This window comes from Orenia sp. (genome assembly GCF_055140805.1).
Window position 1 is genome coordinate 1 of the sequence record NZ_JBSQYM010000106.1, and the last position, 13728, is coordinate 13728.

11 protein-coding genes are annotated in these 13728 nt (G+C 34.1%); 4 read left to right on the plus strand and 7 right to left on the minus strand.

The features are described 5' to 3' along the window. Positions 1–443 precede the first annotated feature (443 nt). Positions 444–2024 carry an ABC-F family ATP-binding cassette domain-containing protein gene (locus tag ACTCDL_RS10795; protein ID WP_463176488.1) on the minus strand — a complete coding sequence of 527 codons (1581 nt, stop codon included), beginning with the start codon at positions 2022–2024 and terminating at the stop codon, positions 444–446. Between the two features lie 485 nt (positions 2025–2509). On the opposite strand from ACTCDL_RS10795, the gene ACTCDL_RS10800 reads away from it, so the two are divergent. The 4 genes from ACTCDL_RS10800 (at position 2510) to ACTCDL_RS10815 (ending at position 6566) form a co-directional block, all read left to right on the plus strand. Further along, a complete protein-coding gene (locus ACTCDL_RS10800) occupies positions 2510–2770 on the plus strand; it encodes a stage V sporulation protein S (RefSeq protein WP_463176489.1) in 261 nt (86 codons plus the stop codon). A 640-nt stretch (positions 2771–3410) separates the two neighbouring features. Next, positions 3411–5276 carry an LTA synthase family protein gene (locus ACTCDL_RS10805; RefSeq protein WP_463176490.1) on the plus strand — a complete coding sequence of 622 codons (1866 nt, stop codon included), beginning with the start codon at positions 3411–3413 and terminating at the stop codon, positions 5274–5276. 96 nt (positions 5277–5372) lie between these two features. Beyond that, complete coding sequence (locus tag ACTCDL_RS10810; protein WP_463176491.1) at positions 5373–6317, plus strand: glycerophosphodiester phosphodiesterase family protein; 945 nt, start codon at positions 5373–5375, stop codon at positions 6315–6317. Positions 6318–6371: 54 nt separating this feature from the next. After that, positions 6372–6566, plus strand: a complete 195-nt coding sequence (locus ACTCDL_RS10815) for a YwbE family protein (protein WP_463176493.1) — start codon at positions 6372–6374, stop codon at positions 6564–6566. A gap of 486 nt (positions 6567–7052) precedes the next feature. Here ACTCDL_RS10815 and ACTCDL_RS10820 read toward each other — a convergent pair whose 3' ends face one another. From ACTCDL_RS10820 to ACTCDL_RS10845, 6 genes are all read right to left on the minus strand, one after another. Then, the gene (locus ACTCDL_RS10820) at positions 7053–7775 is read right to left on the minus strand and encodes a gamma-glutamyl-gamma-aminobutyrate hydrolase family protein (RefSeq protein ID WP_463176494.1); all 723 of its coding nucleotides are present in this window, start codon (positions 7773–7775) and stop codon (positions 7053–7055) included. Between the two features lie 13 nt (positions 7776–7788). After that, positions 7789–8766, minus strand: a complete 978-nt coding sequence (locus ACTCDL_RS10825) for an ABC transporter ATP-binding protein (RefSeq protein ID WP_463176500.1) — start codon at positions 8764–8766, stop codon at positions 7789–7791. Next, positions 8756–9754: an ABC transporter ATP-binding protein gene (locus ACTCDL_RS10830; RefSeq protein ID WP_463176496.1), complete on the minus strand. Its 999-nt coding sequence runs from the start codon at positions 9752–9754 to the stop codon at positions 8756–8758. Before ACTCDL_RS10830 ends, ACTCDL_RS10825 begins: the two co-directional genes overlap by 11 nt. A gap of 12 nt (positions 9755–9766) precedes the next feature. Then, a complete protein-coding gene (locus tag ACTCDL_RS10835) occupies positions 9767–10789 on the minus strand; it encodes an ABC transporter permease (RefSeq protein WP_463176497.1) in 1023 nt (340 codons plus the stop codon). A gap of 11 nt (positions 10790–10800) precedes the next feature. Further along, positions 10801–11739, minus strand: coding sequence for an ABC transporter permease (locus tag ACTCDL_RS10840; protein ID WP_463176498.1), 939 nt, complete (start codon positions 11737–11739; stop codon positions 10801–10803). Positions 11740–11858: 119 nt separating this feature from the next. Beyond that, positions 11859–13445, minus strand: a complete 1587-nt coding sequence (locus ACTCDL_RS10845) for an ABC transporter substrate-binding protein (RefSeq protein WP_463176499.1) — start codon at positions 13443–13445, stop codon at positions 11859–11861. Positions 13446–13728: the final 283 nt, after the last annotated feature.

Genomic DNA, 13728 nt, shown 5'->3' on the forward strand with positions numbered 1-13728 from the left:
AATTAAAATCAAATAATAATTATATTTTCACTTAATCTTTTATTGGTATTTATTCGTGTAGATTCGTGGCAAAAAATAAGATTTTAAATTTCTTTTTAGAGTTGTTTATCTATAAAAGAGTAACACAATCAAGATAATCTTTGAAGTAGGACTTCTAGATTTTTTAATTTCAATGAATGTTGATTGCGTAGTGAGTGGGCTCTGCCACGAAGAGTCTTGGTCTATAGACTCGTAGGTTTGGTTACTTTTTCATCAAGGACGCCCTGAAGGAATTATTTTTTTATTCCTGAAGAAGTAGTTTTGGGCTGAAAACGTAACTCGCCCTCAGGCGAAACCTAAACTATGATTAAGCACAATTCTTTATAAGAAATCAAAAATAAGCTATCATGTAAAAGATAAAAAAGAAATTAAAAAGGACTTGGAAACTCCAAGTCCTTTACCTATTATTGACTAATATACTGATCAAAACTCATCATTTTATCAACGATCCCATCATCTTTAATCTCAATCACTCTATTGGCTATAGTTTCAATAAACTGATGGTCATGAGCTGTAAATAGAACATTTCCTTTAAAATCAATCAAGCCATTATTTAAAGCTGTAATCGATTCTAGGTCTAAATGGTTAGTAGGCTGATCAAGTAATAGAACATTAGCACCTGACAGCATCATCTTAGAAAGCATACAACGAACCTTCTCTCCTCCAGATAAGACATTGGCTGGTTTTAAAGCATCTTCTCCACTAAATAACATTCTTCCTAAGAAGCTACGCAAGAAGTTCTCTGTCTTATCATCAGAAAATTGGGCTAACCACTTGATTAAACTCAACTTACAATCATTAAAGTATTGGGAGTTATCCTTAGGGAAATATGATTGTGAGGTGGTGATACCCCATTGAACTGTACCACTATCAGCTTCCAGTTCTCCAGCTAAGATTTCAAATAAAGTACTAATAGCAAGTTCATTCTCACCTAAAAAGACGACCTTATCCTCTCTATTTATTCTGAAAGTAATATTATCAAGAATTTTCTCTCCATCGATAGTTTTAGAAAGGTTTTCAACATAAAGCATCTCATTTCCAACCTCTCTATCGGCTTTAAACCCTACAAAAGGATACTTTCTTGAAGAGGCAGGCATCTCTTCGATAGATATCTTCTCTAATAACTTTCTGCGAGAGGTAGCTTGCTTAGATTTTGACTTATTAGCAGAGAAGCGAGCAATAAACTCTTGTAATTCCTTAACCTTAGCTTCTTTTTTCTGATTCTCCTTCTTAGTTAATTGTTGCATCAGCTTACTAGACTCATACCAGAAGTCATAATTTCCTACATATAATTTAATCTTTTTATAGTCAATATCGACAATATGGGTACAGACAGTATTTAAAAAGTGTCTATCATGGGAGACTACAATTACTATATTAGGGAAGTTAAGTAAAAATTCTTCAAGCCAATTAACTGAAGCAATATCTAAATGGTTAGTAGGCTCATCCAATAGTAGTATATCTGGTTCACCAAATAAAGCTTGAGCCAATAAGACCTTGACCTTATCTCCACCATCTAAGTCTTTCATCTTTAAAGTGTGTAAGTCTACCTTGATTCCTAGTCCCTGCAAAAGTTGAGCAGCTTCTGGTTCTGCATTCCATCCATTTAACTCTGCAAATTCTGCTTCTAGCTCAGAAGCCTTTACTCCATCTTCATCACTAAAGTCTGCTTTAGCGTAAATAGCATCCTTTTCTTTCATAATCTCATATAATTTTTCATTACCCATTATAACAGTCTCTAAGACTTGATATTCATCATATTGATAATGATCTTGCTTTAAGACTGAGATTCTCTTTTTAGGAGGGATAATTATATCTCCTGTAGTAGTATCGATCTCACCAGATAATACCTTTAAAAAAGTAGATTTACCAGCACCATTAGCACCAATAACCCCATAACAATTACCTGGGGTAAATTTTAGATTGACATCACTGAATAATTTACTTGAACTGAATTGAACACTAACATTATTAACTGTAATCATAAGCTTGCTCCTTTTAAATTAAAATTTTATTCTTCCATTATAACATAGATTGACAAATAATAATATAACGCTTTATGTTAGTAAAAAATTAATACAATAGAGAGATAGTGCGACACTTTGTGTCGAGTGTGAGCTATGAGTGTGAGTGTGTGTAAAACTTCTTTTTATTGGGGTTTACTCACACTTACACACTCACTCACGCTAATTTTAAAAGTGTCGCAATCTCCCCATAAAAGACACTAGTAATATTGGAGTTTAACTAGCATAATAGGTTAATATAATTTTTAGAACAGTCAGATATAACTTAATTATAGTAATAAGATTAACTCTTATTGTTTAAAGCTGGCTGATTATATTCTTTACTAATTTTCATATCTTTTGCTAATAATCAAATGAAATTTAAATATTTCATTAAAATAAAGGTGTTAACCAGATTTTGGTTAATATAATAGGTAAGAGTTGAACAAATACAAGGGGGTAGTAAGATGGGAATATTAAAGGTAGCATCAACATCAAGTCCTAATAAAGTTGCGGGTGCACTTGCAGGTGTTTTAAGAGAAAGTGGTCGTGCTGAGTTGCAGGCTATTGGAGCAGGTGCTGTAAATCAGGGGATCAAAGCTGTTGCAATTGCTAGAGGATATCTTGCTCCCAGTGGAGTTGATCTTATTTGTATACCAGCCTTTATAGATATTAAAATTGATGGAACGGAAAGAACAGCTATTAAGTTAATTGTAGAGCATAAATAAGCTGTTAATTATATTTTTAATTAGAATAAGTTTGGTATTATTAACTTAAAAATATTAACTTCTTAGTAGCAATATGAAAAGGATATTATGATTGAATTTCAAAACAATCAGAATTATCTCAATAAAATTAGTAAAAGGACTTGGAATTTTCCAAGTCCTTTTACTTTGCTCTTAATTGTCATTATTATCATTATTTCTTCTATTCATTAAGAATAAAGCAGTTGCAAAATAAGTGTAGTTTGCATCCATTCCGATTACCTCCTTATAAACTTATAACCTTATAGTAATGATTATTGTTATCAATATTATAATATCATTAATCTTCTGTGTCAAGGAAAATCTTGTATTTATTATTGCTTATTTTTTGATAATATATAGAACATGAAAAAGAATTTAAATTAATTTAGCAACGAATTAATGCGAATCACACGAATTAGGATATTAATAGATTAAATTAAAGATTTAAAAACCTTTATCGGTTTCTATATATTTTATCCTAATCCCCTTAAAGAAGGACTATAAATAGTGGTTACGTTTGATTAAAGCCAAGAACTTAGATATAATGCAATTATATCAGGAATAGTTATTAGTTGACTTAGATTATGATCTTTGGACTTTGTAGGGTAAAGGAGGGAGAAAGGTGTTACAGTTTAAGGAGTTAAAATTAACAAAAAATCAGAAGTATTTTATGATTACTTTTTTGATTGGATTTTTGTTTAAATATAATTATATGTTATTACTTATCTTCAATGTTCCTGCCATCACTGGAATTGTCCTTAAAAATATATTCTTTATATTTTTAACCGGTTATCTTTTAGCTCCCTTAGTTAAGGTGAAGAAAGGTAGAGCTTTCTTGCTAGTGATATCAATATTATTTACTACCTTATTTATGGGTAATCTTTGGTATAATAGACATTTTGGTGATTACCTAAGCTTTATTGATATGACTACCAGTGAAGGAGTAGGCTCACCTGTGGTATTATTTAGACATATCTTTAAAGTATGGGATATTTTCTTTGTTATTGATATTATCTTATTAGTGATTTTGACAGTTAAAGCTAGAGATAATAAAAGTAAAGGGAATATAGCAGTATTATTTACTAAAAGCAGGATAAAGAGGGGAACTATAGTTATAATCTTATTATTAGTCTTTCAAATCTTCACAGTCAATTTATTACTAGGAAATCATAGTCCAGCTGAGCTATATAGTAGAAGTAGTGCAGGCTTTGTCAATGTCTATGGGTTAGCTTCCTTGTATCTGTATGAGTTTCATACCTCTACTTATGCAGCTTATCTGAATATAGCTAATAAAGAGGTCTCTACTCCTATTGAAGAAGATAGGCTAGATGATAAGGGTGTAATAGCTAAGAATAGTAATATAATTGTGATTCAAATAGAGTCCTTAGATGAGAAGATAATTGATTATAGGCATAATAATCGACAGTTGACTCCTTTCTTAAATCAGCTTAAAAGTGAGAGTCTCTATGCTGAAAACTTTTATTCTCAACATGTAAATGGTAGCTTTGATGCTGATTTTGCTTTTTTAACCTCTCTTTATCCAGTGAATAGAAACTATTCTTTCAGAGAAGATGATATGAGCAAGTTTGATTCTATCGCTAAGGTGTTAAAGAAGAGAGGTTATCAGACCTTAGCCTTTCATGGTAATAATAAAAAGTTCTTTCATCGCCACAAGGCCTTTGCTGGCTTAGGCTTTGATAAATTTTATAGTAGAGAAGACTTCTCAAGTAAAGATAGAATAATGGACTTAGAGGAATCCTATTTAGGAATCAATGATTATGATTTCTTTAATCAATCCTTGGATTATTTAGAGCAAGCTAATCAGCCCTTTTTTGCGTATATGATAACAGTAAGTACTCATACTCCTTTTAACTTTTATCCAGAAAGTGAAACTCAAAAGGAGTATAGTGACATTGATAATCCAATAGTATATGATTATTTTCAATCAGTCTCTTTTTTAGATAAGTCCTTAGAGATGTTTTTTTATCAGCTGCAGCAGAGAGGGTTAGCAGAGAATACCCTCTTTATCATATATGCTGACCATCAAGCAGGAATTGATGAGAAGGAATATAGCTCTAGTGAAGAGTTTGTAACTGATGAAAATATCAATCAGCCTGAACATATTCCTCTTATAATTAACTATCCAGCTGTGCAAGCAGATGTTATTAAAAAGACTGGCACAACAACTGATATAGCTCCAACTATTTTAGATATAATGGGGATAGAGCAGAAACCTAAGGAATTTATCGGTTCTTCTCTGCTCAAAGGAGAGCAAAAGCCAGTTCCTTTTATCCATGAATTACCCCAAGTTTTATATAAAGATCACCTCTTTATAAAGGGGCTTGAAGGTCTAGAAAAGGTTGGTCATCTTAAAGGGACAACAAAAGAGGGGGTGGGATTAACTAAGAAAGATAAGAATAGGATTTTGCAGATTATTGATTATATGAAGGCAATCATGCTAAAAAGGAGAATAGATACTCAAGAGTAGATAGTATTTTAAACTTTAATTCGACATATATAACAGAAGAAGATCTATAGTTAATAATTAATTTTAAGATAATATTTCAATTTAGGAGGTATTTTTGTGAAATTAGTTATTATAATAGGTTCTATTATCTTAGTTATTATTTTATTTTATGGTGCTTATTATATTATCAATCCATCTTTAGAGGGGGAAGAGATAGCAACTCAGCTAGGAATGCCTTATCCAGCTGTAATTGCTCATCGAGGTGCTTCAGCAATAGCTCCTGAATCCAGTGCTCTTGCTTTTATTAAAGCTAGAGATCAAGGGGCAGATTATTTAGAAGCAGATTTACAGCGGACTAAAGATGGTAAGATTATAGTATTTCATGACCCCAATCTCAAACGTGTTTCTAATGCATTAGAGGTTTTTCCAAAGAGACAGGATGAAGAGGTAGGTAGCTTTACTTATGCCCAGTTAAAGCAATTAGATATAGATATTATTACTTTAAAGGACTTGATAGATATTGCAAAAGGTGGGGAATATACACCTGGGTTGGCTTTAGAGACTAAAAATCCTCAGAAATATCCTGGTATTGAAGAGGAGATAGTTGCTATTTTATCTGAAGAAGGATGGTTAAATCCCACTAACAATAAAGAAGAAGTTTCTAAAAGGAATGATAAAAAAGACCTTGCTAAGACTATCTTCTTCTCCTTTGAAGTAGATAGTTTGAAAAAATTTAGAGAGCTAGCTCCAAAAGTGCCTCGCTTGCTGTTGATTACAGATAATATGATCAGTAGAAGGGGTTGGAAGAGCTGGTTAGAGAAAGCAGAAGGACTAGCCCAGGGCTTAGGGACTAAAGGTTTTATGAACTGGCCATGGTATATTGCAGCTGCCCATGATAAAGGATTATTTGTGCTTCCATATACTATCAACCGATTATGGCAATTAAAAATACTGGCTTATTTTCAGTCCAGTGGTTATATCACCGATAGACCAGAAGCAGTCTTAGAATTTTTGAATAGACTTCCTAAACTATCAGAGCTAGAAGATATTTTAGAGGAGTAAATCTAGTTACTAAAATAATCCAATAAATACTAAAGAAATCAAGGAGGAAATTAAATGAATGGTAAAAATCGAAAAGATATTAAATCAGGTTTAAAGGTTTCAATCGTATTAAAGAAAGATCAGCGTTCAGGCAAGTTAACTGAAGGGGTTGTGAAGGATATACTGACTAATTCTCCTACCCATCCCCATGGAATCAAGGTACGCTTAGAGAGTGGTAAGGTTGGTAGAGTACAAGTCATTCATAGCTAAAGCTTAAGATTTCATTAGAGGTTAGAGAAGAATAAGTAGTGTAGTTATAATTATCTATAAGAGTTTGAAGGCTATTATTTAAGATAATAGTCTTTTTTTGATTAAGGAAAACATGCTTTTTTAGAAGTTGTGGGTAATTTTTCTATTCTTTTGATTTTGGAATGAAAAGAATTATTGTTTGAGCGAAGCAAGTATTCTAAATAAATAATAATAATTTAATCTTTGAATTAGAACTCTAAGATTTGTTAATTCAAATAAATTTCGATTGCGTAGTGAGTTTTAATTCTTTTCTAGACTTTTTGGTTACTTTTGGGGCAATGCCAAAAGTAACACGAGAAAAAGCTGATAAGCTTTCTCGTAATAGCTTTTTATATCACTTAAGGTGATTTAGTAGTTATTTTTCAAGGCAAAAATTAAATTTTTAGATAACAAAAGACTGGGTAACAGACCAATTTGTTATCTAAAGAATAAAAATCATCAATTACTTTAATTATTATCTTTAGCTGCCTGTACAATCGCCTTAAATAACTCCATAAACTGGGGATGGTGCCTGATTAAATCCTCTGGATGCCACTGGACTCCAATAACAAATTTCTTGTCGATAGATTCGATGGCTTCTATAATTCCTTCCTCAGACCTAGCAGTAGCTTTAAAGCCAGGAGCTAGGTCTTTGACTGCTTGATGGTGATAAGAGTTGATATCGATCTGAGTAGATCTGAAGATATCAAATAATTTACTCTCCTTTTCAATATTAATAGAGTGGAAGAGGTGATGTACCTCAGTTTCTATAGGCATATGACCCAAGGCTTCTTTACACTGTACACTAATATCCTGATATAAATTACCACCTGCTGCAATATCGATCAGCTGAATCCCCCGACAGATACCTAAGATTGGCATATTACGCCTATATGCTTCATTGAAAAGCTCCAACTCCCATTTATCCCTGCGAGGGTTGATCATTTTAATCGTCTTAGTTGGGTTTTCACCGTATAATAAGGGTGAGATATCCTCTCCGCCGCTTAAGACTAAAGCATCTATATTATCAATATATCTACTGAAAGAATTCTTCTTTCCTAGCAATGGAATCAGCATTGGAATTCCACCAGCATTACCAATTGCAGCTATATAGTTATAACTTGCTGAACAGTATGTCTTTTTAGGTTCTTTTTTACAAAAGGTAGTAATTCCTATAATTGGTTTCTCCATTTTGATTGCTCCTTTAGCTATTGATTTTCTTCCAGTGATGGCAAGCAACTTGATGATTGTTGCTGATGACTTCCATTTTTGGTCTCTGATTATTACATTTGGCAGTAGCATAAGGGCATCTAGTTGCAAACTTACATCCCTTAGGTGCATCTAGTGGTGAAGGAATCTCTCCTTTAAGTATTATCTCATCTTTCTTCTTTCTAGGGTCAGGAATAGGGATACTAGAGATTAGAGCCTTGGTATAAGGATGAGCAGGATTTTGATAAAGCTCTTTAGCAGGGCTAAGCTCTACAATATTACCTAAATACATTACTGCGATATAATCGGAGATATGCTTGACTATCGATAGATCATGGGCGATAAATAGATAAGCTATCCCTAGTTCCTCCTGTAATCTCTTCATTAAATTAATAATTTTAGCTTGAATCGAGACATCTAAAGCAGAAACGGGTTCATCAGCAATTATTACCTCTGGATTCAAAGCCAAAGCTCTAGCGATACCTATCCGTTGGCGCTGTCCACCAGAGAATTCATGGGGATATCTACTTAGTTGTTCTTTCTTTAAACCAGTCAGTTCCAGATAATGTTCCACTAACTCTTGTATATTCTCTTTTGGACGGTGAAACTTAATCGGTTCTGCAATGATATCAGCAACGGTCATCCGTGGATTTAAAGAAGAGAAGGGATCTTGAAAGATCATCTGTAGCTTAGGACGAATATCTTTAAACTTTCTTGGATTCATGTTCAGAATCTCTTTACCATCATAATAGACTTCTCCACCAGTTGCGTCAATCAGCTTGACAATCGCTTTACCAGTAGTTGTCTTTCCACAACCAGATTCACCTACTAAACCTAAAGTCTCACCTCTTTTTAAGGTGAAACTCAGTCCATCTACTGCCTTGACCTCGCCAACCTTCTTCTTTAAAAGCCCTTTCTTAATTGGGAAGTATACCTCTAAATCTTTAACCTCCAAGATTGCTTTATTCTTCATCTGATTTTCCACCATCCTTCTGGTACAACCAACAGCAAGTATAATGATTTTCATTAAAATAGGTTTTTTGAGGCTCTTGAGATTTACAGATCTTCAAAGAATAAGAGCAACGTGGTTCAAATTTACAGCCAGCAGGTAGGTCTGAAGCACTAGGTACTACTCCTGTAATAGTATGTAGCTCTTCTTGCTCAATATCTAAGCGAGGAATAGACTTCTTTAATCCTTTGAGGTATGGGTGTTTAGAGTCATAAAAGATATCATCTACTGATCCATACTCTACAATCTTACCAGCATACATTACTGCTACTGTATCGGCTACTTCGGCTACTACCCCTAAATCGTGGGTAATCATAATTACTGACATTCCTAATTCTTGCTGTAAACTCTTAATTAAACGTAGGATTTGAGCTTGAATTGTAACATCTAAAGCAGTAGTTGGTTCATCAGCAATTAACAGCTTAGGGTTACAAGCAAGGGCGATAGCAATCATCACTCTCTGTCTCATTCCTCCACTGATTTGATGAGGATATTCAGAGATTCTCTGTTCTGGTGAGGGAATACCGACTAAGTTTAAAAGCTCAATAGCTCGTTGATTAGCCTCTTGTTTAGAGATACTTTGATGTAATAACAAGGCTTCTCTAATCTGATAACCGATAGTAAGCGCAGGGTTTAACGAGGTCATCGGTTCTTGGAAGATCATTGCAATCTCATTTCCCCTGATTCTCTCCATCTCTTCTTTAGATATCTCCAATAGATTTCTTCCTTCAAAGTTAATTTCACCATCTACAATTTTACCCGGTGGTGAAGGGATTAACTTTAAGATTGACAGGGCAGTTACCGATTTTCCAGAGCCTGATTCACCTACAACAGCTAGGGTCTTACCTTGATTGAGTTGATAGCTGACCCCATCACAGGCCTTTACTACTCCATTATCGGTATCAAAATAGGTCTTTAAATTATTTATCTCCAAAATTATATCTTTTTCCATGCTGTCCACCTCTTAATTGGAAAGTTTAGAGTCAAGTGCATCTCTTAAACCATCTCCTAATAGATTAAAAGCAAAAACTATCAATAAGATCATCGTTCCAGGAACAATAGACATCATCAGATTCTCTGAAATATATTGTTGTCCCGAGGAGAGCATTGAGCCTAAGGCTGGCATAGGTGGTTGAATCCCTAATCCTAAAAATGAGAGACCAGCAATAGTCAAGATCATCTCTCCAATTCTGAGTGTAGCTAGTACAATAATTGGGGCAATACAATTAGGAAGAATATGTCTGATTATAATCTGTCTATCGGGAATTCCCATCACCTTAGCTGCCAAAACATAATCAGCCTTCTTAATTCCCAGAACTGAACTTCTAATTACTCTGGCAAATTGCATAATTCCAGTAATACTGACGACTAATATCAAGTTAAGCAGACCTGATCCCAAGGCTGCTATTAAAGCAATTGCCATCAGGATAAAAGGAATTGAGTTCCACATCTCGATTGCTCTCATAATTAAATTATCGACTCTGCCTCCATAATACCCAGCAATTAATCCTAGAAAGGTTCCTAATAATGTATTTAAAACTACGGCTAATAGCCCAATTCCAAGGGCGATTCTAACGCCATAAATTGCTCGTGAGAAGATATCTCTGCCAAATTCATCGGTGCCAAACCAATGTTCTAAACTGGGTTTTTGGGTCGTTTTTCCCCAGTTCATCTCTAAAGGATCATGGGGCATTATAAAAGGAGCCAAGATAGAGATATAAACTAAAATAATTATAATAATTAAGCCAAAGACGGCATTCTTGTTCCTCTTTAATTTTTTCCAAGTCAAAGCACTAGCTGTTTGTATATTGGAATTTATCTTGTTAGCTTTCCTAACCTTAGTTAGCAAAAATCCTAAAGCTAGAGTAACTAATATAAATAATAGATAAGAGATTAGATTATCCTTACTGCTTGTTGTTTTGGATAAATTAAAGATTAAGGTTATGAGGTTAAATCCTAATAAAACGATTAAGCATCTTAAAATCACTCTGTTCACCTCTATTCGTATGTGATCTGTGGATTTATCAGTGTATAAACTAAGTCTACTATCAGATTAACAATTACATATACTGCCGATAAGAAGATTACACAGCCAAAGACCAAAGGCTCATCACGTCTAAAGATGGCATTTACTGCTAATCTGCCTACCCCTGGCCAAGCAAAGACTGTCTCTGTTAAGACTGCTCCAGCAAAGATGCCAGCGACTTGATTACCGATATTAGTTACTATGGGAACTAAAGCATTTTTGAAAGCATGAATCAGGATGACTGACTTCTCTTTAACTCCCTTTGCTCTGGCAGTTCGAATATAATCTTCTTGAATTACCTCTAAGATAGAGGAGCGGGTCAATCTAGTTGTAGATGCCATCAACACAAAAGAGAGGGACACTGCTGGGAGAATAAAGTATTTAAATCCTTCCTTTGTCCAGATGTGACCACCATAACCGGAAGCAGGTAGCCAATTTAACTTTACTGCAAAGATATACATCAAGATTATCCCTGTGTAAAAGACTGGAATTGAGATTCCTAATAGAGCTATTGACATTGAGAAATAATCAAACAGAGAATTTCTCTTGATAGCTGAGATAATACCAGCAGGGATTGAGACTAGTATAGCAATAACTAAAGCCGTTGCTCCCAGCTCTAAAGTTGCAGGTAATCTGTTAATTATTACTGAAATAACATTCTCCTTATAATTGATAGATTTCAAATCTCCTTTTAAGAAGTTCTCCATCATTTTAAAGTATTGAATATGTAAAGGTTGGTCTAAGCCATACTTTATCCGTGTCTGTTTAAGGGCTTGCTCAGTAGCCCGTTCTCCTAATAGAACCAAGGCAGGGTCTCCAGGGGTTAATTTCATAATCACAAAGATAAATAGAGAAATAAAGATCAATATGGGGATTAAGATTAATAATCTTCTAAGAATATAGTTAAGCATAATTTGCATCTCCTTTAATTAGCATGAGTAATTAAGTGGTAAGCAACTATTAATAGTTACTTACCACCAGTTTTTACAGGTCTTTTATTTTATCACCCTTGACTAATTATTACTTTAATCTATTTGATCGTTACATTTCTTTTATCAGTTACTAGGTGGAAGTATCCTTGGGGAGAAGGTTCAAAGCCTTTAACATTCTTATTCATCACTGTTGTGACATTAGTAAAGGCCAATGGAATGTGAATATAATCTTCAGCTAATGCTTTTCTCATAGCTTTCTTATACTCTGCTCCTCTCTTATCACTTCCTACCAACCTTCTTCCTCTTTCTAAGGCTTGCTCTACTTCTTTATTATTATATTTGGAGAAGTTCATTGCTGATCCTGTATGAAAGATCTTATAGGTCCATCTATCTGGGTCAGGAACAGAACCCCAGCCCATGATATAGATCCCTGCTTTTCCATTCTTCAAAAGAGGTAATAAAGTTCCCCATTCCAATGCTTCTACTTTAGCATTGAGACCATAACTTTTAAGCTCGGTAGCAATTGCTGTAGCTACTTTCTTTCGATAAGGGTCTTGAGGTGAATAGATAGAGAATTCAAATCCATCCTTTAAGATGCCCTCTGCTTTTAGTTGAGCAAATAACTCTTTAGCTTTTTCTTTGTTTTGCTTAAGAGCATGGGCTTTCATATAATCGTTATCATCAGGAAAGACTGAAGGTGGAATCCAAGAATAAGCTCTATCTCCAGTGTCTCCAAAGATTCCTTGTACTACATCATCAATTGGGACGGCATAATAGACTGCTTTTCTAAATCTTATATCTGAGAATGGCTTTATTTGAGCTGAGAATCCAACATATTTTAGTGATAGACCTGAGACAGTCTTGACCACTAAGGAATCATCTTGAGATAACTTCTTGATATCTTGTGGTAATAAATCACTTGCTATATCAATTCCTCCAGCTTGGATCTCTGCTGCCATAACTTCAGCTTTAGGAATCGGTCGATAGATTACTTCATCTAAGTTTGGTTCAGCTAAGAAATACTCTTTATTCTTAACTAATTTAATATGGTCATCAGGAACCCACTCGGCGAATTTGAAAGGACCTGTTCCAATTGGGTTACGGTCAAATTCATCCATTCCAACCTTTTCAATGACCTTTTTAGGTATAATTCCAGCAGTAGGATTACCTAGTGCCATCATAAAGGGTGAATATGGATTCTTTAAAGTAATTTTGACAGTATAATCATCTATAACTTCAATCTTTTTAACAGGTGCGAAGAACTCTTTACTTGGTGATGCATTCTCTGGATTCATAATAGCTTCTAGAGTAAATTTAACATCATCGGCAGTTAACTTATCACCATTATGAAATTCAACATCTTTTCTCAAATTAAAGGTATACTCTGTTCCTGAGTTGCTGATTTCCCAACTTTTAGCTAAAGCTGGACTAGCCTCTGCTGAGTTCTCTTTAAAAGAGACCAAAGTATCAAAGATATTACCAGCTAAGCTCTCTCCATAAAGACCAGAGATTAATACTGGATTTAGATTTGCTGGTTCTTTAGCAATTCCTATCTTAAGAGTTTGTTTATTATTCTGACTTGTTTGGTTTTCTTTTTGAACTACTGTTTCTTGTTGAGTTGAACATCCTACCAACAGAAATAATGTTAATAGAGTAAATAATACTAATGTTAGTTTTTTTCTCAATTCTCTCTCCTCCTTAAAAATGTTATCTTTCCTATATTTTAATTTAAATTGCTAAATTTATCAAATTACGAGGTTATATCTGAAGATGAAAAAAGATAATTATATATAAACCGATAAAGATTTCATATTAAAAATTTCAAAAGAAAAAGAGCAAACAAGAATGATTTTTTGCCACGCGCCCTGAGGAGAACCATAAAAATTAAAATTTCACGAGGGGTTATCTTTTCCAACCCGAAGAGTGTTCTTCTCCGAGGAAGTACTCTTCTGTCTCTTATACACATCT